We start from the raw sequence: 24,286 nt of genomic DNA on the forward strand, positions 1-24,286 counted from the left end.
AGCCGCATCTTCGCGCCAACCATTAAACTACTGCTAACCCGTATCACCTTTTGTTAAAAATGTATCAATACTTCTGCCCCATCATTAACAAACAAATTATTTCTGTCAAAACCTCATTTTTCCGCAATCGATTGCAAAAAATTTCATAAAAGCCCGTTTTTGGCCATTAACAGGGCAATTATTAATGTATTATTTATTTTTTATTAATGCCCTCCTGTTGTTTTGTACCTGAAATTATAAGCCATCAGCAGTGTTTTTTAGGGCCGGAAGGCAACCATTCACTGCTTAACCAATTTTTTTAAACCATGTATTACAACAACCCCAACCCGCCCTGAGGCTTTGCCGCCGCATGCGCTATTTACTACCTGCAGGGTAGCCCAACCAATTAAACTTAACCAATCAACAAAGAGAGACGATATGAAAAAATATAAATACTTACTTATACTTTTCTTCCTTTTCCCGCTTAGTTTGTTTGCCCAGCAAACTACCATTACAGGGAAAGTAATAGACTTAACAGATGGGTCGACACTTCCGGGGGTAAGTGTAAAAATTAAAGACACAAACAACGGTGTGATCACGGATGTAGCCGGAAAGTTCCAGTTACAGGTACCCGGCCCCAATGCGGTTTTACAGGTATCATACATAGGTTATGTAACCCTCGAAATTGCTGTAAAAGATATCAAAGACGGTACCATCGCCCTAAAAACTACCAGCAAAAGTTTGGATGAGGTAGTAGTGGTAGGTTACGGTGTGCAAAAAAGAGCAACCATAACCGGCTCTATCGCCACATTACAAAGCAAGGAGATCACTACCACCAAAAACGAAAGTGTTATTAACATGCTTACCGGTAAAATACCGGGCGTACGCATTGTGCAAACAACTGCCGAACCGGGCTCGTATGCCAACAACCTTAATATCCGTGGTTACCAGGGCTCACCATTAATTGTAATTGATGGTGTTATCGGCGGCGATCAATCAACCGTAGGCCGCATGGACCCTAACGAGATTGAGAGCATTTCGGTACTGAAGGATGCGGCCGCCTCAATTTATGGTATGCGTGCTGCCGGCGGCGCTATCTTAATCACCACCAAAAAAGGCGGCAAAAATGGTAAAATCAATATCAACTACTCGGTAAACAATGCCATACAAACATTTTTGGGCATGCCCGAAGGTGTAGGTGCCGTAGATTATATGTTGTTGACCAACGAAAAAGTTAAACGCGATTTTGCCAATAACTTTGTGCATAACGTAACCCCGCAATTTCAATACGCCGATTTCAAACCATGGCTCGACGGCACCTACAAATCGGCCGATTGGATAGGTTTGGTTTTCAGGGACAGGGCTAATCAAATTCAGCACAACCTGAATATTGACGGCGGTACCGATAAGATCAACTATTTCTTCAACTTCGGTTACCAGAAGCAGGACGGTGTTTTTAAAACCGGCGATTTAAATTATAACAAATACAATTTCCGGTCAAACGTTACCGCAAGTATCACCAAAGGGCTAAAAGCACAGGTACTAACATCGGCCTGGATGGATGAAAAAAACCTGCCTTATACCGATCAATGGACCATCTACAAATACACCTGGAATCAGATCCCAACCCACCAGATCTACGCTAATGATAACCCGCTTTACCCGGCAGTAATAGATGATAACATGAACCCATCTATCATTACAGATGCTGATAAGGTTGGTTCAAAACGTTTCAGGAATAAAAATATCACCAGCCAGTTAAACTTAACTTATGATATTCCGGGTGTAACCGGTTTAACCGCCAAAGCTTTGTTTAATATTGATTATGGTGTGGCCGATAACAATATCATCAGGCGTTCATTTAACCTGTACACTTATAAAGCCGAGAACGATACTTATATCCCAAGTTTGGTAAACTCGCCTGCAGGTATTACCCGCCAGTACTATACGCACCTCAATACCCTGAGCCAGTTGACTTTAAACTATGCGCATACATTCTTTAAAGATCATAATATTACGGCGATGGCTACGTACGAGCAAAGCCACGAAACTGCCGATAACTTTAACGCTTATCGCGACGTTGAAATTCCGGTTGATTACCTGTTTGGTGGTTTGCAAAACTCAAATATGGCAGGCGGTATGGATGCAGGCGCTCTTACTGATCGTGCTCACCGCAGCATTATCGGCAGGATCAACTACGATTACAAAGGCAAATACCTGTTAGAAGGTACCTTCCGGCGCGATGGTAACAACCTGTACAAACCAGGTAAGGATCAGTGGGGTAACTTCCTTGGCGGTTCGGTGGGTTGGGTTATCACCAAAGAGGACTTTTTCCGCAAACTGGTATCAGATTATATCTTAACCAACTTAAAACTCCGCGGTTCGTATGGTAAAGTGGGCGATGAGGGTAATGCCCCTGCCTTTAACTACATTAACGGTTACACCTACCCTGTTAACAGCTACATCTTCGGTTCGGCTGCAGTAAACGGCTCGGCACCTAAACTGGGTAACCCTGGCTTAACCTGGTCTGTAAATACCATCCAGAACATCGCTTTGGATTTTGGTTTATTTGGCGGAAAAGTTGACGGTACCATCGAGGTTTTCAGGAACGACAGAACAGGTTTGCCTGCGCAGCCATCAGTTGCCCTGCCAGGTACAGTGGGTGCTGCAGTACCGCAAATTAACTACAACAGCGACCGTGTACAGGGTTTGGATTTCAACCTCTCGTACCGTAACACCTTTGGCCAGGTTGGTTTAAACCTTACCGGTAACATCGGCACCACCCGCTTAAAAGCGTTGAAGGTATTGCGCGGCAACTCGGGTAACGAATACGATAACTGGAAAAACAACCAAACCAACCGTTACCAAAACATCTGGTGGGGCCCCGAATATGACGGCCAGTTCACCAGCTACAATCAAATTTACAACTATGGTATAAACACCGGCGGCGGCAACAACAACGTGGTGCCGGGCGATTATTACTATAAAGACTGGAATAACGACGGTGTGATTGACGGTAAAGACGATCATCCTATCGCTACAACTGATATTCCGCTGTACAACTACGGCCTTACTGTTGGCGTAAGCTATAAAGGCTTTGATATGAATATGCTTTTACAAGGCGCAGCCGGCGTTTACGTACAATACGGCGAGCAATTTGCCGAGCCGTTGATGTACAACAGGAGCGCGCTAACCCGCTTTTTGGATAGCTGGCACACGGTAGATCCATCGGCCAACGTATTCGACCCGAATACACAGTGGGTGCCGGGCTTCTATCCTGCTATGGGCTCACCTTCGGCAAAAGGTACCAAGGCTATTCAAAGTGCCAGCTACCTGCGTTTAAAAACGCTTGAGTTTGGTTATACCCTTTCCCCTTCTATATTAAAAACTATTGGCGTGCGCAAATTCAGGGTGTATGTAAACAGCTATAACCTGTTAACATTTACCGGCCTTAAAAACTACGATCCGGAACACCAGGGACCTAACCCAAGGGATAACGGCGACTTTGGCAGGGCACTGGGCGGTTACACCTATCCAATGAACCGCACCTTTAACCTGGGTGCTAATGTTTCATTTTAAATCATTTAACACATGAAAAAAATACATAAACTCATTATAACAATTGCTGTCGGCGTAGGCGCTTCGGTAACTTCCTGCCAACGATTAGATATTCCGCCAACCAATATTTTTACGCCTAATGTTATTTACGATAGCGAGGCCGGTGTTAAATCATTTTTAGCAACAATTTACACCAACCTGCCCATCGAAGATTTTAAATACCGTCCCGACCAAGGGTTTAAAACCGGCAGCAACGATTGGGAAAACTTTTATAACTCGGCCTCAGTAACAGGCGAAGAGGTTGGCCCCTTTGGCGGTATGGATATTGGCGGCGGCTTTGGCTACTGGCCTTATGGTGACATCCGGAACGTAAATATTCTGATTGACGAGCTACCTAAACATACCGCGGCGTTAACCCAAACAACCGTTAACGCGCTTTTAGGCGAAGCTCACTTTTTAAGGGCTTACTATTACTTTGGTTTAGCTAAACGTTACGGCGGCGTACCGATTATCAAAGTTCCGCAGGACCCCGCTGCTCCCCTATCCGAGCTACAGGTACATCGCGATAAAGAAGAAGCTACCTGGGATTTCATCGGCGCCGAGCTTGACCTGGGCTACCAGATGATGCCCGAAACCAACGATGCCGGCAGGGCCAATAAATATGCAGCTGCTGCATTAAAATCAAGAGTGATGCTATACGCGGCTTGTATTGCCAAATATGGTTCAACCAATTTTGTTGACGGCCCGGCACGTTCGCAGGGCTTGGTGGGTATCCCGGCATCAAAAGCCAATACCTATTTCCAGGCGGCTTATGACGCGGCTAAATTACTGGAAGGCCACTATTCGCTTTATAACGCTAACTCTGATAAAGTACAGAACTATGTCGACGCGTTTTTAAAACCAAGTCCGGAGAATATTTTTATCAAACAGTATTCGATAGCCAACCATACCGCACATAGCTGGGACGATACCATGTCGCCACGTTATTTCACTGCCAATGCGCTTTCTCGCTCATATCCTACGCTTGATTTAGTGCAGCTTTGGGGAGCCTTAAACGTAACCAATGATGATGGTACGCCTAAACGCTTTAACACCCGTGCCGAGCTGATGCAAGGCCTTGAGCCACGGTTACTGGCTACCATCTACTTCCCGGGTGCAACCTTAAGGGGATTGATGTTTGATATGCAGCGCGGTATTTACCCGTCGTTTAGCGGTACGGCTGCTGCCGAGGTGGCTAAACAGCCAAACTCGCGCTCATACATCCTATCGGGCGATACCAAAACGCTTTATAACGGCAAACAGGTTATCGGCTTCACTGGTCCGTGGACAGGCGGTGATGAGCTTACCCGTACCGGTTTCTACGTTCGCAAGTATGTTGATTACAACAAACCACAAGCCTCGGTTGACCTGAACCGCAGCGAGCAGCCATGGATTGACCTGCGTTATGGCGAGATCTTGTTAAACCGTGCCGAAGCTGCAGTTGAATTGGGAAATAACGGCGATGCCCTAACCTCCATCAACCAGATCAGAACCCGTGCCGGTGCAACCCTTTACGGCTCTATCGATCTGGATAAAGTACGCAAAGAGCGCCGGATGGAACTTGCCTTTGAAAACCAATACTACTGGGATTTAAAAAGGTGGCGCATTGCCGATGTGGTGCTTGATCGCGCTCACTTTAAAGGCCTGATGCCATACTATGTATTTAACGAAAACAAATACATCTTTTTGGCCGAGCCCGAGCTGTTTAACAGGGAGTACACCTTCCAAAAGCAGTTTTATTATGAGCCGATACCGGGCGGCGAAATTGGCAAAAACCCTAACCTGCTTCCTAACAACCCTAATTATTAATAAGAATTTAAAAGTTATAAGATATGAAAAATCTGATTGGTAGAATATTGGTGGGCATAACTATACTGGCAAGTTCTGCATGTACAAAAATAGATAACTATGATGGCCCCAATGCTTCACTACAGGGTAACATCATCTCATCAGAGGGTGGTAACCTGCTTACATCGGGCGGCAGCACAACCATCAAACTGCAGCAAATTGGCTGGACCTCGCCACAAACCATCCCAAGTAAATTTGATGGTACTTACGAGGACAGCAAACTGTTTAAAGGCGGCTATAAAATTGTGCCCACCGGCGGCGCATTCTGGCCTGTTACCGATACGGTGACTGTTAATATTGATAAAGGTACAAAGCATGATTTTACGGTTACGCCTTATATCGTAATCAAAAACTTCACGCATACTTTAACAGGCAATACGCTTACCTTAAAGTTTGATATTGATGCGCCTATCATTGCCGGTTTGCCAACCATTAAAGATGTGCAGCCTTATGTAAACACCACCAAACTGGTAGGCACAGGCGCTTCCATCCGTGATTTTTCGGATGTGAACTCAAAAAGTATCAATAAGGCATTTATTGACATGAGCGCTGCCGAAAAATCGATAACCCTTACCGTACCCGATCTGATTCCCGGCCGTACATTTTTTGTACGCGTTGGCGTAAGGTTGAGCGACAGCTTCAACAGTTCGAATTTTTCGGAAATAGTACAGGTAGATATTCCTAAATAAGTTAACCTAAAACCAAAAAAGGAAATGAAATTCACTAAAATAACAATGGTGGCAAGCGCCATCCTGATGATAGGCATAGGTTTTGCCGGCTGTAAAAAAGAAAAATACATTTCGAGAGATACCAGTTACCTGAAGTCGCCACCACCGGATACCGTTGCGCCGCCACCGGTAGATGCAACACTTATCTCGTTTGATAATGCCGATAAGGCCGATGGCTGGCAAACGGTGGGCACGCCCAACATTGCTACAACCGGCCAAAAAGAAGGTACCGGTTATCTGAAAAACACCATTGCCAATGGCGGCGATTTTATGCAGTTCATCAAAGACCTGCCAACACCGCTGGATACAAAACTTACAGGCGATAACGGCCAGTTTAAATTTTGGTGGTATGTATCAGATGTGTCGCTGCTTAAAGCGGATGGTTCGATTGAGATCACCAGCTCCGGAAAATCCGACGATCATGAATCGGCCTGGGACGTAGCGCCGTTGATCCCTAACCTAAAAAATGGGTGGAACGAAATAGCCCTTAACTTTAGCAGAGCCATCAAAACAAGTGATGGCGGGGCTGATTACTCGGCTGTTAACCATTTCCGCATTTTCTTTTTCACCACCAGCAAGGCTCACGACGATTTGGTGACTGGTGTAGATGATTTGGTATTCAGGGCGGCCCCTGCCCCACCTCCGGTTATATTTGATAATGTTGACAAGGCTGATGGCTGGGAAACTGTTGGTACACCCAATATAGCCACCACCGGGCAAAAAGAAGGTACCGGCTACCTGAAAAATACCATAGCCAACGGCGGCGACTTTATGCAATTTATTAAAAGTGTTGATACGCCGGTAAACACGTCATTCGGCGCTGCTGATGGCAGGTTTAGTTTCTGGTGGTATGTATCGGACGTGTCATTGTTGAAAGCTGATGGTTCTATCGAAATTACCAGTTCCGGAAAATCCGACGATCATGAATCGGCCTGGGATGTAGCACCGTTACTACCAACACTTAAAAACGGCTGGAATAAAATCACCCTCGATTTTGATAAATCGATCAAGACAAGTGATGGTGGTGCCGACTATACGGCTATCAATCACTTCAGGATCTTCTTCTTTACCTCATCCAAAGCACACGATGATTTGACTGTAGGTATCGACGACTTGAGGTTCATCTCTAAATAAAACAGCCCTAAATTTCAAAACAAGCCCGGCGAGCAGTAATAACCTGTGCCGGGCTTCAATAACGTTATAATGAGTATATCTAATCTATTTAAATCAATAGCCCGCAAAAGCGCCCCTTCGGCCATGGCACTAAGTTTGGTTGTTTTGGCGGCAAGCTGTAGCAAGGCACAAAATAAACAACCAAAACAGGATAACACCAAACCTGCTGTCGAAACCCCAATTGCCGCCAATCCCTTTATCCGCGATATGTACACCGCCGATCCATCTGCACATGTTTGGGCCGACGGGCGTTTGTACGTTTATGCCTCGCACGATATCTATCCCGCCCGGGGATGCGATTTGATGGATCAATACCACGTATTCTCGACCGATGATATGGTGCATTGGAAGGATCATGGCGAAATTCTCCGTGCCTCCCAGGTATCATGGGGACGCCCCGAAGGAGGTTTTATGTGGGCACCCGATTGTGCTTATAAAAATGGCACTTACTACTTCTACTTCCCTCATCCAAGCGGCACCGAATGGAATACAACATGGAAAATAGGCGTAGCCACCAGCAAAAGCCCGGCAAGCGGTTTCACCGTTCAGGGCTATATAAAAGGCCTTGAAGCCATGATAGACCCATGTGTATTTATTGACGATGACGGGCAGGCCTATTTTTACTATGGCGGCGGCGGAACCTGCAAGGGCGGCAAGCTAAAAGACAACATGACCGAGATTGACGGCGAAATGAAACCGATGGAAGGCCTGAAGGATTTTCACGAGGCCAGCTGGGTGCATAAACGTAACGGTATCTATTATCTCTCTTACTCAGATAATCACGATGTTAACGGCAAGCATAACCGCATGAATTACGCTACCAGCAAAAGCCCCCTCGGCCCCTGGACCTACGGCGGCATTTATATGGACCCAACCGATAGCTATACCAATCACGGTTCTATCGTACAATTCAAGGGACAGTGGTATTCATTTTATCATACCAGCGCTTTATCGCACGACGATTGGCTGCGGTCAATTTGCGTAGATAAGCTTTATTTCAATGCCGATGGTTCCATCAAAATGGTTGAACCTACAGCCGGCAAATAACAACTTAAATTTAAACATCATGAATATCAGAAAAACAACATTTACAGCAGCTGCACTTAGCTTGATGCTTGGCTTTACATTAAGCTGCTCAAAAAAAGGCGGCGGTGGCGGCGATGTTAAACCTATTGATAAACCTAAAGATACGATAGATCTTACCCCTTCGCCTGTTGGCGATGTTGTTGGCAAGGTGGTAGTTGGCTACCAGGGCTGGTTTGCAGCCATAGGCGATGGTTCGCCCATTAACCGTTACTGGCATTGGGCACAAACCTGGGAAGAACAACCATCTCCCACAAATACAGCCATCAAATCGTGGCCGGATGTTCGTGATTATACCCAAACTTTCCCCACTAAATATGCCAACTTAAACAACGGGCAACCGGCTAATGTATTTTCTTCTTTTTCCGATCAGACTATCGACGTTCAGTTTAAATGGATGCACGATTATGGTATTGACGGCGCGGCCCTGCAGCGCTTCAATCCGAGCGGGCTTGAAGGCCCGGTGCGCGATGCTATGGCTGCAAAAACCAAAATAGCGGCCGAAGCACACGGCGTTAAATTTTACATTATGTACGATGTAAGCGGCTGGAAAGAAATGCAATCGGAGTTAAAAACCGACTGGACCAATAAAATGTCGGTTTACACTTCTTCGCCTGCTTATGCCAAACAGAATGGCAAACCGGTGGTGTGCATCTGGGGTTTTGGTTTCAGCGATGAAAACCATCCGTTTACCGCAGCACAATGTATCGATGTAATTAACTGGTTTAAAAGCAAAGGCTGCTATGTTATAGGCGGTGTGCCTACCCACTGGCGCACGGAAGACAGTGATTCGCGCCCGGCTTTCTTATCAGCCTATAATGCGCTGGATATGATTTCGCCATGGATGGTTGGCCGCATAGGCAACAAAAGCGAATCGGACAATTTTTATGGTTCGGTTAACCGCCCGGATGTAGCTTATTGCAAGGCACATGGTATCGACTACCAGCCCTGCATCCTCCCCGGCGATTTGCAGGAGCACCAGCGCGCCCACGGCGATTTTATGTGGAGGCAATTTTTCAACATGAAAAGTGTTGGTGCACAAGGGCTTTATATTTCTATGTTTGATGAATATAACGAAGGCAACCAGATTGCCAAAACGGCCGAAAGCCAGGCCTTTGTACCGGCGGGCTCATCGTTTGTTACTTTGGACGAGGATGGTACAGCTTGCTCTGCAGATTATTACCTGAGGCTTACAGGCGATGGTGCCAAGATGTTTAAAGGATTGATTCCTCTTACACCTACAAGGCCTACGCCGGTTAAATAAAAAGGCCTTATCTCAAATGCAAAAGCCCCGTCTACTAACCGTAAACGGGGCTTTTGAGCTCATATGCAATCTTATATTCTAAAAATATCTCCTGCTCGTCATTGCGAGGAACGAAGCAATCGCACGTAGGCAAGGCCGCCCTGTATAGTTCGCGATTGCTTCGTTCCTCGCAATGACGTGATGGTTAATTTTCGGTTACTTCGCTTATGACGCGTTTCGTTATTTTCGTTTAATTTATACTCTCCAACATCTTAATGTACAACTCAATCCCCTCTCTTATCTCATCTACATAAACAAACTCATCCGCAGTATGCGAACGTGCCGAATCGCCGGGGCCTACTTTGATAGATGGGATATCCAGCAATGACTGATCTGAGGTAGTTGGCGAACCATACGTGGTACGCCCCAGGGCAATGCCAGCCTGCACTATCGGGTGTTCTTTAGGTATTGATGACGGTTTTAAACGGATAGAACGGGGTTTAACATCGCTTACGACATGTTCGCGGATAATTTCCAGTACTTCTTCGTTACGGTACGCATCGGTAACACGCACATCAACCGTATAAACACAGCTGGCAGGCACCACGTTATGCTGCGAGCCGGCATTAATAATAGTTACCGACATCTTGATCGGTCCGAACACCTCCGACTCTTTAGGGAATTTAAATGAGCGGAACCACTCAATGTCTGTTAAAGCTTTATAAATAGCATTCTCCCCCTCCTCGCGGGCAGCATGACCTGCACGGCCATGAGCGGTACAATCCAGCACCATCAGGCCGCGTTCGGCAATGGCTAACTGCATTTGGGTAGGTTCGCCCACAATACCGAATGATAGCTGGCCCAGATCAGGAATAATCAATTCCAGGCCGTTCACGCCCGAGATCTCTTCTTCGGCAGTGGTCGCTAAGCAAAAATTATATTTCAGATTTTCCTTATCATGAAAGTAAAGGAACACCGCTATGAGCGAAACAAGGCAGCCTCCGGCATCATTACTGCCGAGGCCGAACAGTTTACCATCTTCAATTTTGGCATCGTAAGGATCGCGCGTATAACCCGAATTAGGCTTAACCGTATCATGGTGTGAATTAAGAAGGATAGTTTCTTTGTCAGGATCGAAATATTTGTTCCAGGCCCAGATATTATTGAGCTTGCGGTGCGTAGTTACCCCGTGCGATTGCAGAAACTGGTTGATCAGATCGGCAGTGCGGTCTTCCTCCTTGCTGAACGACGGAATCGAGATCAGTTCCTGCAGTAAGGTTACCGCCTGTTGAAATAAATTATTGATATCAGTCATAAATTAAGGGAACATGCCCCGGTGATGAACGGGCAAAATTAATACTTTGATCAGAATTTACAGAATTTAAGAATTAGTAGAATGATATCAAGAATACCTATAAACCAGACACAATGTTAAATTAACAATTATATAATATTCATTTTACAAACAAGCTCTTATTCTGTCAATTCTAAAATCCTGTAAATTTTGATCACACATCTTCCATCTTCGAATGCCTGCGTGTATCATTCATCGTAACGTAAAGAATCAGCGACAGCGCGATGCAAACGGTTACATACCAGTAAAACCAGGTGGCATGATGCTCATTTTTAAACCAAAGTGCAATATACTCTGCCGTACCGCCAAATAGCGATACAGCTATGGCGTAAGGAAATCCCACACCTAAGGCGCGCACATTGGCCGGGAAAAGTTCGGCCTTAACTACGGCGTTGATAGAGGTATAACCGCTTACAATAACGAGGGCACACAGGATAAGTGCGAAAGCCGTCCACACATCTTTGGTATGACTTAGCAATGTCATGATGGGGATGGTGCTCAGGGTGCCCAGCACACCAAAACCAATAAGCAGAGGTTTACGGCCAATAGTATCAGACAGTAAGCCAAACAAGGGCTGTAATACCATAAACACAGCCAGCGTGAGTGTTGAAATAAGCGTAGCATCGCTTTTGCTGAAGCCGGACGTATTCACCAAAAACTTTTGCATATAGGTGGTGAAAGTATAAAAGGCCAGCGTACCGCCAACCGTTAAGCCAATCACTGTGAATATGGCTTTAGGATGTTGCGTTAACGCTTTGATAGTACCGTGCATGGCATCTTTTTTATTTTTTTCCTGATCGAACGAGACCGATTCCTGCAGGCTTCGCCTTAAATACATAGCAATAATGGCCAGTACAGCGCCGATACCGAACGGAATGCGCCAGCCCCAGTCATGCAGTTGCTGCTCGGTTAAAAACGCCCTTTGCAATAATACCAGTACGCCCAGCGCCAGTAATTGCCCCATAATAAGTGTTACATACTGAAAGCTGGAATAAAAGCCGCGATGCTTTTTGGTGGCCATTTCACTGAGGTAGGTGGCGCTGGTGCCATACTCGCCGCCAACGCTTAAGCCCTGAATGATGCGGGCCAAAACCAGTAAGATTGGAGCTGCCACGCCTATTGATTTGTATCCCGGTGTTATGGCAATAATAAGCGAGCCCACGCTCATGAGCAATACCGAAGCTGTGAGTGCTGTTTTTCGTCCGCGTTTATCGGCAAAGGTACCCATTACCCAGCCTCCTATCGGCCGCATTAAAAAACCTATCGCAAAAATACCGGCCGTATTTAAAAGCTGTACTGTTTGATTATCTGATGGAAAAAAGGCATCCGAAAAATATAATGCAAAAGCCGTGTAAGCATACCAATCATACCACTCAACCAGGTTACCCAGCGAACCGCCTATAATGGATTTGATGCGCCCTCCCGTAGTTTGGGATGGAGGTGATTTTATTTCATTCATAGGTTTGGCAGATATTATTGGTTTCCGTAATATTAGGGATTTTTAAATATAGCTGCAATAGCCGCCGATAACAGGTATGTTACAACGCAAATAAAACAAACACAATCAACCCAATCCAACCTTATCAACCACTCACCAACCATGTTACTCACCGAAGATTTTCTGCATTATATCTGGAAGTTCAGGCTGTTTGAACGGCAAAATTTACAAACCACAGATGGCGAGGAACTGGAGATTTTTTCGGCGGGTTTGCATAATTCTGATTCGGGCCCTGATTTTCACAATGCCCGCATCCGCATTGGCGAAACCGTTTGGGCCGGAAATGTAGAAGTACACCTTTCGGCATCCGACTGGCAAAAGCATGGCCACACCAACGATGGTGCATACAACAACGTGATCCTGCATGTGGTTTACCGCGATGATGCCCCGTTGTTTTTACCAAACGGACGTAAGGTACCAACCCTCGAACTGCAAAACCGTATCAGCGAAGAATTATATAACAAGTATCACAAGCTTGTTTTCGGCAACCAAACTTTTATCCCCTGCGAAAACAGCATCGGCACAGTTGACGGTCTTACCATGCAAAACTGGCTCACCCGTGTACTGGTTGAGCGGATGGAAAAACGGCAGGCCAACGTAACAGCAACCTTAGCCCTGAACAAAGGCGATTGGGAAGAAACTTTTTACCAGTTTTTAGCTGCGAATTTTGGCTTTAAGGTTAATGCTTTGCCATTTGAGCTAATGGCCAAATCATTGCCCCAGCTCACCCTCGCCAAAAATAAAAACAACCCGATGCAGATAGAAGCGCTGATATTTGGACAGGCCGGCTTTCTGGATGCTGAGTTTAAAGATGAGTATCCGCTAAAACTGCAAAAAGAATACGCCTATCTCCGTAAAAAATATAACCTTACGCCGATAGAAAACCACTTGTGGAAGTTTATGCGCCTCAGGCCGCAAAACTTTCCTACCATAAGGCTGGCGCAGTTTGCGGCGCTTATAGTACAGGCCAATCACCTGCTATCCAAAATACTGGAAATAAAGGAAGTTAAGGCCTTACGCGGGCTATTTACCGAGATAAAGATTAATGATTATTGGGACGATCATTATCGGTTTGATGTACCTTCAAAGCCTTCGTCAAAAAACATGGGCGATGGTTCGATAGATATCCTGCTCTTAAACACGGTAGCTCTGTTCCTGTTCAGTTATGGCAAACAGCACCAGCAGCAATACTATATCAGCCGGAGCCTGAAATTATTAGAAAATTTACCTGCCGAAAAGAACAATATTATCTCCGATTTTGTTAACTTAGGAGTGAAAATTGATACCGCGTTCGAATCGCAGGCACTGCTCGAATTAAAAAATAATTACTGCAACTATAAGAAATGCCTGCAATGCGGCGTTGGTAATAAAATACTAAAACCGGCCTGACATGCTACAGCGAATACTTACATTTTTTGAACGGTACTCCTTTGGTGTATGCACCTATCTTGGCGAGCGGTTTAATATCTCTATTTCCAAGATCAGGCTTTTCTTTATTTACTCCTCGTTTCTGGCAGTAGGTTTCCCATTAATATTTTACTTTTTTGCCGGTATTGTATTGGATATCAGGAATTTTATCAAACGCAAGCATACCGGGGTGGCTGATCTTTGACCGTTGATTTGGTTTGATTCCGTTGATTTAGCTGATTTTTATTTTTTGGGATTACACCGATTGATTTTTGATTTCACCGATTTTTTCTTTTTTTGGATTTTGGTTGTTTTTTTTGATTGCACTGATAATGTTTTGGGAAAATTAAACCAGTTTACCGCTTTTAACAGCATCCTGTAGGTTACGCACTTTAAATTTGGGGGTATAGCAGTATTGGGCCAGTTTTTTAGCCCAGGTGGTGTTGTAGCCAAACATCAGCTTAATTACTTTCACCCGGGTTGAGCCCTTGGGATAACCATATTTATACCAGGTAAATTTGGAGGTATCGATATTAAACTGTTCGGTAAAATCGGCAAGGAAAAGATCTATCTCAATATCAAAAATATCCAGATCGAGGTCAATACTGGTATCGAGGTGCAGGCTGTGCGGATCAACCTTGTGTATTTTGTAGCGGTTGCAATAATCAACGATAAATTCTTTTAAGGGGGGCAGTATCTCTTCCATTTAAACGAATATTAAGATGACCATTTAAGTTATGAGACGTAGCTTTTGAAATAAGGTTGCATACAAATTTACTTTATTTTTAACCCGGCCGGTTTTAGCAATTGGTTAATAAATGTTAAATATTTATTGCTGATTAAATGCCGTTTATGCGCATAAATGCCCCCGATGTGCTATAATTGCACCAGTTAATTTGCTACCAAACATGAACCTGAAAGTAATTGCCTTTGATGCCGACGATACCCTTTGGGTGAACGAACCGTATTTTCAAGCCACCGAAGAACGTTTTTGCAGCCTGCTCGAAAATTTTTCGCCGCAGCATACCATATCCAAAGAACTTTTTAAGGTTGAGGTGGATAACCTGCCGCTTTATGGCTACGGTATTAAAGGATATATCCTATCCATGATTGAAGCAGCGTTAAACATCTCTGAAAAAAATATCAGCGTTGATGTTGTGGAAACCATTTTACAGTACGGTAAAGACATGCTGAATCAGCCCATCGAGATCTTGAACGATGTAGAGCATGTATTATCATCGCTAAAAGACCGTTACCGACTGGTAGTGGCCACCAAAGGTGATTTGCTGGATCAGGAACGCAAACTCAAAAAATCGGGCCTGGCGCATTATTTTCACCATATCGAGATTATGAGCGATAAAAAGGAGGACGATTATATCAAACTGATCAAACACCTCGATATCAGTCCGGATGAGTTTATGATGATTGGTAATTCGCTAAAATCAGATGTGATGCCTGTAATTAATATTGGCGGGCATGCCGTACATGTTCCCTTCCACACCACCTGGGCGCATGAGCATGTGGAAACGGTATTAACACATGATAATTTTAAGCAGGTGGATAAGATTAGCGAAGTACTGGAGATTGTTGGTGTTGCTGAGTCAGGAAGTCCGCAGTCCGGAAGTCCGAAAGTTTGAAAAGCAAAATAAGGCTGTAAATCAGGAGGCCCGGCGAAATCTTCCGACTTTCCGACTTCCGGACTGCGGACTTTCCGACTTCCTTACTCAGACACTCTTCTCCATCACAATCAGCTCAATATGTTGTTTGGCGTCGCCAAAACGGCCGTGAGCATGGAAAGGCTGAATTTCGCCGGTGGCGTTGTAGCCCCTGCGCTCATACCAGCTAATCAACTCAAAACGGGTACTTATTACAGTCATGGTGAGCGTATGGCAGTTGTATTTGCGGGCGTAAAGTTCTGCCTCTTCAATTAAAGCCCTCCCCACGCCTTTATTTTGCAGTAGCGGCGATACGCTGAACATGCCGAGATATAGTTTAGGGTATTTCACCTCAAGGTATACGCAGCCTGTTATGTAACCATCATCGTCGGTATGTTTCAGGATGATCACGTTTTCATCTTGCATGTAGCCAGTAAGCATTTCCTCATCAATGCGGGCACCTCCCACTATATCAGCTTCGGTTGTCCAGCCTTGTTTAGAGCTTTCGCCGCGATAGGCGCTGTTTACTAAAACATTCAGTTCGGGTACATCGGCAAGGGTTGCCTGGGTTATAGCGGGCATGGTATTAAATTTAAGGACGGCAAATGTAATGCTTCGGCAGCTGATATAAAACTAAACTGTTATGATTTAATTGAGCCTGTTAATTGTAACCCAGGTAAATGGCGCCGAGCATGAATACATCATAAAAAAAGTGAAAAAATATCAGGTACCAAAGGTTTCCCTTAAACACTTTGTATAGCCAAATAGTAAACAAGGCCCCGATAAAAATAGCTGTAACAGCCCCCCAGCCTTCCTGGTAATGATACAAGGCAAATATTAAGCTGGTTATAATGCCGCTTAGCATAAATGCATGTGGGTAATTACCAAACATTGCCTTTACCCGCGTTAAAATAAAACCGCGGTAAACTATCTCCTCAAACGGAATAACCAAAACGCCGGCTATAACCAGCAACACCAGAAAATTGAAAGGATTATGGCGGATATAATAAAATGAAGATACATCTGCCGGAGGGAAGCCCAATGCATCAAAAAGCGGCCTTATTATCCACCAGGCAAATATTGCATAAGCTAAGCCTATTAAACCGCCAAGCCAAAAGCATCTGAACTTAAAATCGGTTATACGAAAGCTGATCTCAGCTAACCCTTCTTTCCATAATTTAAGATATAGCCAGATTATAAGCAATAACAATACAGAAAACGCATACATGGGTAGCAAACCCAAATGCGGAAATGTTACCAGCAATATGATCATTGCGGCATCGGCTGTTGCTCTTTTTACCCGGTAAGCTGTCATAAGCTTTTGATAAAAAGAGCGTCGGTAAGTTACAAATGGAGAGGAATTATCAAATCACAATTTTAAAACTTGTGCCTACCCCTATTTCGCTCTTTACTGTAATTTTTCCATTCAGCCTGTCAATAAACTCACGTACCAGCAGCAAGCCCAGTCCGCTCCCCTTTTCGTTATTGGTGCCAAGGGTTGAGTTATTATCTTCCTTCGAGGCACTTAGCAGCTTTTCGGCTTTATCAGCCGGCATACCTACGCCTGTATCGGTAACTTCTATTACCAGGTGTTTATCCAACTGGCTCATATTAACGGTAATAAAACCATTTTGCGTGTATTTGTTGGCGTTACTTACCAGGTTTCGCAATATAAACTCGATGGCCTGCATATCCGAGTTTACCAGTGTTTCAATAAAAACATTATTGATAAGCATGTTGTCTTTATTGTGAGCATTCAGCAATTCGGATGCAAAAACGCTTTCTACCAGCTCGTGCAGGTTAAAATCGGTGTAGTTAAAACGGGCAAATTTTATTTGCAGTTCGCCCCAGCGCACCACGTTATCAACCATGCCGATTGTGCTATCCAGCTGGTCTGATACCATATCAATCATTTCGGCAGCATCGGTAGCGCTGAGGATATCCGACTGCTTAAAACCGATAATTGATTTGATGGATGCCAGCGGGTTACGAACATCATGCGCTAAAATAGAAATGACAGTTTTCTGGGTTTCAGACAAATAGTGCAGGCGCTTATTTTTGATGCGGAGTTCGGCAATTTTTATCACGTTAGCTGCCAGCACTTTTAAACCAAACTTTTGCTCGTCGGTTAAATGGCGGGGTGTTTTGTCAATTACGCACAGCGTACCAAGCCTGTTTCCATTCCCGGTAACCAACGGCATTCCGGCATAAAACCTTATCGCCGGAAAATCCGTTACCAATGGGTTATCAAAAAACCGGTTATCCTGCGATGCATCGGGAATTTCAAAAAGCTGATCCTGTAAAATAGCATGACTGCAGAAAGATATTTCACGATTTGTTTGCGGAGCCTCCAATCCTACCCTCGCTTTAAACCATTGCCTGTTGGCATCAACCAGGCTAATGAGTGAAATGGGCATATTACATAAAGAAGAGGCAAACTTAACGATATCGTTAAACTCATCTTCCTGGGGCGAATCGAGCAAACCTGTGCGGTACAAATCCTGCAACCGGGCTTCTTCATTTTCGGGCAACCGCGCTTCTATCATTAACTAACAGCATTAAAATCAATCAATAAACAGCGGCAGATGCACAATAAAGATGCATAAAATTTGTCTATGTCTGTAATTATCTACCTAAAAACAGGTATTTTTTCGCAAGCCCGATACTTTGTTTTAAAAGCCTTAAGTAATAGTTAAACATACCGGTATGCGGACCTGTCTGTTGATATACGCTGATAATATCTTTACGGTTTTTCCTTCTAAGTTTTAATCCGATAATGGCTAATGAAGTCAACAACAGTACACTGGCCAGACCAGGCGTAAAACCGGAAATCTTTTTTTGCCCGGCATCAACTTTGCCATTCATACTTCAAATGACTTTACAGGTACAACAATGGTAAACTGCAAAAGGTTATAAGCATCAAATGACACTAAAAAAGCTATCCATTAAAAACCAAGCTGTATATTTATTAGTTAATAACGCATCTGTTTATATCAACCCAACCATGGCTTTTATAGATTACTACAAAGTATTAGAACTTGATAAAAACGCATCGGAAAAGGATATCAAAAACGCCTACCGTAAACTGGCACGCAAATATCACCCCGACCTTAACCCCAACGACGAGGAAGCCAATAAAAAATTTCAGCAGCTAAATGAAGCCAACGAGGTATTGAGCGACCCCGAAAAGCGAAAAAAGTATGATAAATACGGCGAAAACTGGCAACACGGCGAGGCTTACGAACAGCAGGCGCGCCAACAGGCCAACCAACAGACAGGCGGATTTGGCGGATACGGAGGCTTTGGCGATGACGAAGGTTTTGGGAGTGAAGATTTTTCAGATTTTTTTCAATCTATGTTTGGCGGCGGGTCGGCGGGTACGCGTGGTGGCCGGAGTGCAAAATTCAGGGGGCAGGATTATAATGCATCGCTAAACTTAAACCTGCGCGATGTTTTGGAAACGCATAAACAAACCATCACCGTTAATGGTAAAAACCTGCGTATTACCATACCTGCCGGTATTGAGAACGGGCAAACCATTAAAATTGCTGCACATGGTGCCCCGGGTGTAAACGGCGGCCCCGCGGGCGACCTTTTTATAAAGTTTAATATAACACCCGATCCGGATTTTAAACGCGATGGCAATAACCTTTACGCTACCTTAAAACTTGATTTGTATACTGCTGTTTTAGGCGGAGAAGTAACCGCAGATACCTTAACAGGCAAGGTAAAGCTAAAGGTGAAACCCGAAACCCAAAACGGAGCCAAAGTAAAACTAAAAGGAAAAGGCATGCCTGTTTACAAAAAGGATAATGAATTTGGCGATTTGTACCTTACTTACGAGATCCAAATGCCAACAAACCTCACCGAAAGACAAAAACAATTATTTGAAGAACTGGCCAAATCATCAACCTAAATTAAAAACATCATGAAAACAGCAGAATTAATAACTATAAATGATTTTTGTGTGTATCATAATGTTGAATACACTTTTATTATCTCCTTACATGAGGCCGGTTTGGTTGAGATCATCGTAGTTAACGAAATAGAATCGATCCCCCAAACCGAGTTGCAAAAGCTGGAAAAACTGGTTAACCTGCATCAGCTGGATATCAATATAGCGGGTATTGAAGCGATATCCCATCTATTGGCGAGGGTTGAAAAATTACATGAGGAATTGCGTTATTTAAATAACAGGTTGAGTTTGTATGAGTGAAAATGATTACCCTCATCGTTATCTCCTGCCGTTGTTGGTGTTCTCACCATAGGTGTTCGGAAGAAATAGAAAAGCGGGGGAATTGTGCGATTCCCTCCCTTGGGAGGGTGTAGGGAGGGGTTTCTACACCCTGCATATTCGTCGGGCAAGGTGTAAAAACCCCTCCCTGCCACTGCGCAATCCATCACAACCCTCCCAAGGGAGGGAATCAAAAAATCTTCCGAACACCTATGGTGACAACACCAACAGCGGCAACGGAACTGAGGTATTTGAATAACAGACTAAGTTTGTACGAGTAATATAACTACACCAAATACTTATTCATCATCCGCTCGCTAACGATATTGGCCTCATCAATAACCGATTCGGGGTAACCCATTGATTTGAGGATAGCAATGCCGTTGGTGCTTTTTAGCAGCCCTTGCTTCAGGATATAATCAAATACCAAAACGCGCCCGTCTTTAGAGTCGGAGAAGGAATAAACTATAAAGTCTTCATCCAGCAGCTCGGCCAGTTCCAGGTCGTGGGTTGAAACAAATACAAAGTTTTGGTTGGCGGTGATGTACGATAATACCGATTTTGCCGCGGCGATCCGCTCGATGGTATTGGTGCCCCTGAAAATCTCGTCGATAATTACCAGGCTTTTAACGGTTTCCTTTTCGGCACTATGATCAATGATATTTAAAATTGCCGATGCCTGCGCCTGGAAATAGCTTTTCTGCTCGTCAATATTATCAAAAGTTTTGATACTGGTTTGTATTTTAAGCACCGGCGCTTTATAGCTTTTTGAGCAGCTTGTAAATATGGTTTGAGCCAGTAAGGCATTCAAGCCTAAAGCCTTAATAAAAGTAGTTTTACCCGCCATGTTCGAGCCTGTAATGAGTGCACCCCTATCGGCATTAGTGGTATGCAATGAGTTAGGTACACAATTGGCTACAAGCGGATGGAACAGATCAGTAACTTCCAGTTTACCATCGATACCTGTAAACCCGGGTTTATTGAAAAAGGGCAGCCCTTCCCTTACCGATTGTATGGCAATCAAGGCATCGGCCCGGCCGGTAAATTCATAAACCGCCCTGATGTCGCCGCGATACTTATCAATATGTTTAAGCGATGAGGTATAAACATAAGGCTCGGCCAAAAACAAAACTTTAAATAGCTGGAAAACGGCATAGCCTATATCAGTATTGGCACCAACAACAGCGCTTTCCATATTTACAAGGGTAAGTGCGCGTTTTAAGCCCAATAGTCTTGTAAGGCTTTCCTTTGCGGCTTCGGTGCGGCTAAATTTTCCGCTTTTAATCAGGGCTACAGCAACGTTGTGCATAATTAAAGCCTGCGGAAGCGAGTTGGTATACGCCGAGATTTTTTTGCGGCTTGTGTAATGAATAACCACGTTATACACCAACAGCAAAATCAAAAATATAAAGCTGAAAATATTGGGTATAATAACCAACGAAACAAAGGCCGCAAGGATAAGAAATGGCGAAACCTTGATATAAGTACTCAAAACCGATTGAAAAACCGGCTGATGGGTTTTCAAAAACAAATCGGCAATGTGGTAGGCGCTGCTGCTGTTTAGTTTGGATAGCTCCAATTCAACCCTGTCGCGGGCGGGAACATCAATATTCAGGTCTTCAATCTCAGCATCAAGTTCGTGAAGTGCATCGATATCTGTTATGGGATGATGTAGCAGGTTATACAGGTATTGCCTGCCCGGCTTGCTGTTGGTACGATCGATATAGTTGAATACGCTGTTTAGGTCGAGATCATTTGCCGTTTGTACCGATATTTTATCGGGCGCCTCACTTGCATCGAGATATAACCTGATCAGATCGAAATTGCGGCGTGCACTAACAGGCTTGGCCCATTTGCCTCGTATTTTCGCCAGCCGTTTTTTAGTCCAGCTCAACTTACTGTAATATAGCCTGATATAAAAAATCACAACCATGGCTATCAAAACCAATGCAACAACGAGGAAGTAATACATACATAAAAATATAAAAATTTAATTAAACCAAAATATTTATCAACGGTCATAACTGTACAAAACACAAGGTTAATAACTAAATTTTAAAGCCATGAAATTGATCAGATTCTCCATAATAGCGTTTGTGATGATGTTATCGGTACAATTGGCAAACGCTCAAAGTGTAAGTGTAAGCGCTCATTTTGGTCGCCCATATCACAGAGTTGTGTATCGCGAAGGATATTATGACAGGCCTGTTTACTATGGCCGCCCGGTTTATTACGGCCGCCCTCATTACTATCGGGCCCGTTACTATAACGGCCCGGTTTATTACCACAGGTATCACCGCGTACACCGGTATTACCACCATTGGTAATTTGTGAGTGGAAAGCTTAAGGCTAAAAGCAGAAAGCTAAAAGCCATGTATAGTTAATACCCCCTGTATTAAATAACAAAGCCTTCTGTTAACAGAAGGCTTTGTTATTTAATCATGATCAGCTGCATCATTGGCCATTTCAATAATTACGGTATCGAGCCGCTCAAGCTCGTCAATCATGTGCTGTAACGCTTCGGTATCGCCGGGATCGTCTTTAAGCATGGCAGCAAGGCCTTTTAAATTAGCCACGGGGCTGCGCATATAGTGCGATTGCTTCCAGGCCATGTTTTTGATGCTTGCAATGTGGTTATGAATGCGTTGGTAAGCAACTTTCAGGTTATTCTCGGCATTTTTTCTTTCGGTGATATCGTACAGCGCCATCATTAGCCCCAATATCTTATCCTGGTTATCCCTTATCGGCAACAGGCGAACGTAAAACCAACATTTCGATCCATCGGGCTGAGGGTAATCAATCTCATAGCTGATATCCTTGCCGCCTAAAACCATGGCGGTAAATTCTACAAACTCCGGAAATCTTTCGGGCGGAAAATAATCGGCCAGTTTATCGCCGCTTTCGGGTTGATGATTATACTGCTGTTTTACAAAAGCCGCAGCTTTGTGGTTAAATGCCAAAACACCAAGGTCTTTATCAAACAGGGCGTAAGCGGTATCGGTGGTATTTAAAATGGTTTGAAGGTTAGCTTCAGATTTCTGGAGCAATTCTTCGGCCCGAAGCTTTTGCGTAACATCATTGGCTACAGATAAACGCACCTTGCGGCCTTCCATCACAATATCCTGCGCAATGATCTCTACTTCAATAATAGTCCCGTCCTTTTTGCGATGCTTGGTCATACCCACATAGCCAGATTCTGGCGTAACGTTGCTGTAACTTTGCTGCATCCGTTCCCACTCATCTTCTGTACGCAAATCCCTTACATTCATTTTCAGAAACTCTTCCTCGCTGTACCCGTAATACCGCACTGCCGCGGCATTTACAGCTATATTATCAAGCGTATCTTTAGCTACCATCCACATGGGCAGCGGGTTGCTATCAAACAACAATTTATATTTCTGTTCAGAAAGGCGCAGCTCCTCTTCCATCTTTTTACGGCCGGTAACATCAACCATCGAGCCTATAATGGTTGGCTCGCCATCCAGTTGTACTCTTGTACCGTAAAATTCAACCCAATTGTTTGTACCATCTTTACATACGCCCATTACCTCGTAGTTTACGCTTTCCATCTCTCCCATAAGGCGGGCGCGTACATGTTCCAGCGTAATGGCTTTGTATTTATCGTCAATAATCACATCAACGGATGAGGCGGCTATCAGTTCATCAGGTTCGTAACCAAATACGTTTGCAAAACGGGGATTAACATAAACAAAACGGCCTTTTTGTACGATATAAACACCCAGTACCGATTTTTCGGCCAGGGTTCTGAATTTCAGCTCGGCTTCCTTCAGTTCGGCTTCCAGCAATTTGCGCTTCGTAATATCGCGGGCAATTACCAGTACGCTATCGCCGGTAAAGCGTTTTACATTAATTTCCACGTCAAACACCTCTCTGTTTTTGCGTATAAAACGACGTTCGCGCATTACTGCGGTGTGCAAATCGTCGGGACCAAGCACTACAGGATCTGTTTTTAAACTCTCCGGGTCGATAATTTTCTCAACCCTAAATTGCAGCAGCTCTTCCCGGTTATAACCCGTCATTTTACACATGCTGGCGTTTACCTCGGTAAACCTTCCGTTCAGATCAATAATATAAATAGCATCCGATGCATGTTCAATAAGCGAGTGGTATTTCCGTTCGGTAACTTCAAGTTTTTCGGCTGTTTGCCGCAGTTCAGATAGCCGCTCCACCACGGTTTCGTTAAGGGTGTTGTTGATGGATAATATCTGCTGCTCGGCTCCGATACGTTGTTTTTCTATCTTACCGAGCAGTACAAAGGCAACAACGGCAATAACAGCACAAATCACTAAATCGGGAAGCAGACCTGTTATCAGGTGGCTAAAAACAAGCATAGCAAGCAGGCTTGCAGTAATCACTATCTTGTTTTTATGAGGGTAATTCATTCAACTAAATATTTACTGATGAGGCATCCGTAAAACGATTTTCTATGGTGATAGAACAGTTTAGGCCCGCACTATTAAAGTTAT

General features: G+C 44.2%; 21 protein-coding genes. 12 read left to right on the forward strand and 9 right to left on the reverse strand.

Going from position 1 to position 24,286, the window contains the following annotated elements:
* Nucleotides 1–417 precede the first annotated feature (417 nt).
* The 6 genes from HYN43_RS11775 to HYN43_RS11800 all read left to right on the forward strand — a co-directional run bounded on the left by HYN43_RS11775 (nt 418) and on the right by HYN43_RS11800 (nt 9,672).
* Complete coding sequence (locus HYN43_RS11775) at nt 418–3,558, forward strand: SusC/RagA family TonB-linked outer membrane protein (RefSeq protein WP_119409533.1); 3,141 nt, start codon at nt 418–420, stop codon at nt 3,556–3,558.
* Between the two features lie 12 nt (nt 3,559–3,570).
* On the forward strand, nt 3,571–5,385 hold the full coding sequence (locus HYN43_RS11780; protein WP_119409534.1) for a RagB/SusD family nutrient uptake outer membrane protein: 1,815 nt from the start codon (nt 3,571–3,573) through the stop codon (nt 5,383–5,385).
* A 23-nt stretch (nt 5,386–5,408) separates the two neighbouring features.
* Entirely contained in the window at nt 5,409–6,113 is a 705-nt protein-coding gene (locus HYN43_RS11785) for a DUF3823 domain-containing protein (protein WP_119409535.1), read from the forward strand.
* A gap of 24 nt (nt 6,114–6,137) precedes the next feature.
* Complete coding sequence (locus HYN43_RS11790; protein ID WP_119409536.1) at nt 6,138–7,286, forward strand: hypothetical protein; 1,149 nt, start codon at nt 6,138–6,140, stop codon at nt 7,284–7,286.
* 69 nt (nt 7,287–7,355) lie between these two features.
* The gene (locus HYN43_RS11795) at nt 7,356–8,372 is read left to right on the forward strand and encodes a family 43 glycosylhydrolase (protein ID WP_205589922.1); all 1,017 of its coding nucleotides are present in this window, start codon (nt 7,356–7,358) and stop codon (nt 8,370–8,372) included.
* Nucleotides 8,373–8,391: 19 nt separating this feature from the next.
* The gene (locus HYN43_RS11800) at nt 8,392–9,672 is read left to right on the forward strand and encodes a glycoside hydrolase family 99 protein (protein WP_119411213.1); all 1,281 of its coding nucleotides are present in this window, start codon (nt 8,392–8,394) and stop codon (nt 9,670–9,672) included.
* A 229-nt stretch (nt 9,673–9,901) separates the two neighbouring features.
* Here HYN43_RS11800 and HYN43_RS11805 read toward each other — a convergent pair whose 3' ends face one another.
* Together HYN43_RS11805 and HYN43_RS11810 are read right to left on the reverse strand one after the other, a co-directional pair.
* Nucleotides 9,902–10,966: a M20 family metallo-hydrolase gene (locus tag HYN43_RS11805; protein WP_119409538.1), complete on the reverse strand. Its 1,065-nt coding sequence runs from the start codon at nt 10,964–10,966 to the stop codon at nt 9,902–9,904.
* Nucleotides 10,967–11,159: 193 nt separating this feature from the next.
* Entirely contained in the window at nt 11,160–12,464 is a 1,305-nt protein-coding gene (locus tag HYN43_RS11810) for an MFS transporter (protein WP_119409539.1), read from the reverse strand.
* A 141-nt stretch (nt 12,465–12,605) separates the two neighbouring features.
* Here HYN43_RS11810 and HYN43_RS11815 point away from each other — a divergent pair, with 141 nt between their 5' ends.
* The gene (locus HYN43_RS11815; RefSeq protein WP_119409540.1) at nt 12,606–13,892 is read left to right on the forward strand and encodes a DUF2851 family protein; all 1,287 of its coding nucleotides are present in this window, start codon (nt 12,606–12,608) and stop codon (nt 13,890–13,892) included.
* A 1-nt stretch (nt 13,893) separates the two neighbouring features.
* Nucleotides 13,894–14,115, forward strand: a complete 222-nt coding sequence (locus HYN43_RS11820) for a PspC domain-containing protein (protein WP_091206176.1) — start codon at nt 13,894–13,896, stop codon at nt 14,113–14,115.
* 141 nt (nt 14,116–14,256) lie between these two features.
* Here HYN43_RS11820 and HYN43_RS11825 read toward each other — a convergent pair whose 3' ends face one another.
* Complete coding sequence (locus HYN43_RS11825) at nt 14,257–14,616, reverse strand: DUF1493 family protein (protein ID WP_119409541.1); 360 nt, start codon at nt 14,614–14,616, stop codon at nt 14,257–14,259.
* 202 nt (nt 14,617–14,818) lie between these two features.
* Between HYN43_RS11825 and HYN43_RS11830 the strand changes: the two genes are divergently transcribed.
* Nucleotides 14,819–15,547, forward strand: coding sequence for an HAD family hydrolase (locus tag HYN43_RS11830; RefSeq protein WP_119409542.1), 729 nt, complete (start codon nt 14,819–14,821; stop codon nt 15,545–15,547).
* Nucleotides 15,548–15,634: 87 nt separating this feature from the next.
* Here HYN43_RS11830 and HYN43_RS11835 read toward each other — a convergent pair whose 3' ends face one another.
* The 4 genes from HYN43_RS11835 to HYN43_RS11850 form a co-directional block, all read right to left on the reverse strand.
* Nucleotides 15,635–16,147 (reverse strand): GNAT family N-acetyltransferase, encoded by a 513-nt coding sequence (locus HYN43_RS11835; RefSeq protein ID WP_119409543.1) that lies wholly within the window; start codon nt 16,145–16,147, stop codon nt 15,635–15,637.
* Nucleotides 16,148–16,226: 79 nt separating this feature from the next.
* Nucleotides 16,227–16,880 carry a CPBP family intramembrane glutamic endopeptidase gene (locus HYN43_RS11840; RefSeq protein WP_119409544.1) on the reverse strand — a complete coding sequence of 218 codons (654 nt, stop codon included), beginning with the start codon at nt 16,878–16,880 and terminating at the stop codon, nt 16,227–16,229.
* Nucleotides 16,881–16,929: 49 nt separating this feature from the next.
* Nucleotides 16,930–18,111, reverse strand: coding sequence for a GAF domain-containing sensor histidine kinase (locus HYN43_RS30890; RefSeq protein ID WP_119409545.1), 1,182 nt, complete (start codon nt 18,109–18,111; stop codon nt 16,930–16,932).
* A 79-nt stretch (nt 18,112–18,190) separates the two neighbouring features.
* A complete protein-coding gene (locus HYN43_RS11850) occupies nt 18,191–18,430 on the reverse strand; it encodes a hypothetical protein (RefSeq protein WP_119409546.1) in 240 nt (79 codons plus the stop codon).
* Nucleotides 18,431–18,569: 139 nt separating this feature from the next.
* On the opposite strand from HYN43_RS11850, the gene HYN43_RS11855 reads away from it, so the two are divergent.
* Nucleotides 18,570–19,481 carry a DnaJ C-terminal domain-containing protein gene (locus HYN43_RS11855; protein ID WP_119411214.1) on the forward strand — a complete coding sequence of 304 codons (912 nt, stop codon included), beginning with the start codon at nt 18,570–18,572 and terminating at the stop codon, nt 19,479–19,481.
* Nucleotides 19,482–19,493: 12 nt separating this feature from the next.
* On the forward strand, nt 19,494–19,781 hold the full coding sequence (locus HYN43_RS11860) for a chaperone modulator CbpM (RefSeq protein WP_119409547.1): 288 nt from the start codon (nt 19,494–19,496) through the stop codon (nt 19,779–19,781).
* A 304-nt stretch (nt 19,782–20,085) separates the two neighbouring features.
* Here the strand turns inward: HYN43_RS11860 and HYN43_RS11865 are convergent, their stop codons facing one another.
* Nucleotides 20,086–21,771: a MutS-related protein gene (locus HYN43_RS11865; RefSeq protein ID WP_119409548.1), complete on the reverse strand. Its 1,686-nt coding sequence runs from the start codon at nt 21,769–21,771 to the stop codon at nt 20,086–20,088.
* A gap of 91 nt (nt 21,772–21,862) precedes the next feature.
* Between HYN43_RS11865 and HYN43_RS30295 the strand changes: the two genes are divergently transcribed.
* On the forward strand, nt 21,863–22,126 hold the full coding sequence (locus HYN43_RS30295) for a hypothetical protein (RefSeq protein ID WP_162996427.1): 264 nt from the start codon (nt 21,863–21,865) through the stop codon (nt 22,124–22,126).
* 108 nt (nt 22,127–22,234) lie between these two features.
* Here the strand turns inward: HYN43_RS30295 and HYN43_RS11870 are convergent, their stop codons facing one another.
* Nucleotides 22,235–24,202, reverse strand: a complete 1,968-nt coding sequence (locus tag HYN43_RS11870; protein ID WP_119409549.1) for a PAS domain-containing protein — start codon at nt 24,200–24,202, stop codon at nt 22,235–22,237.
* Nucleotides 24,203–24,286: the final 84 nt, after the last annotated feature.

Origin of the sequence: Mucilaginibacter celer (assembly GCF_003576455.2) — a bacterium.
GTDB lineage: Bacteria > Bacteroidota > Bacteroidia > Sphingobacteriales > Sphingobacteriaceae > Mucilaginibacter > Mucilaginibacter celer.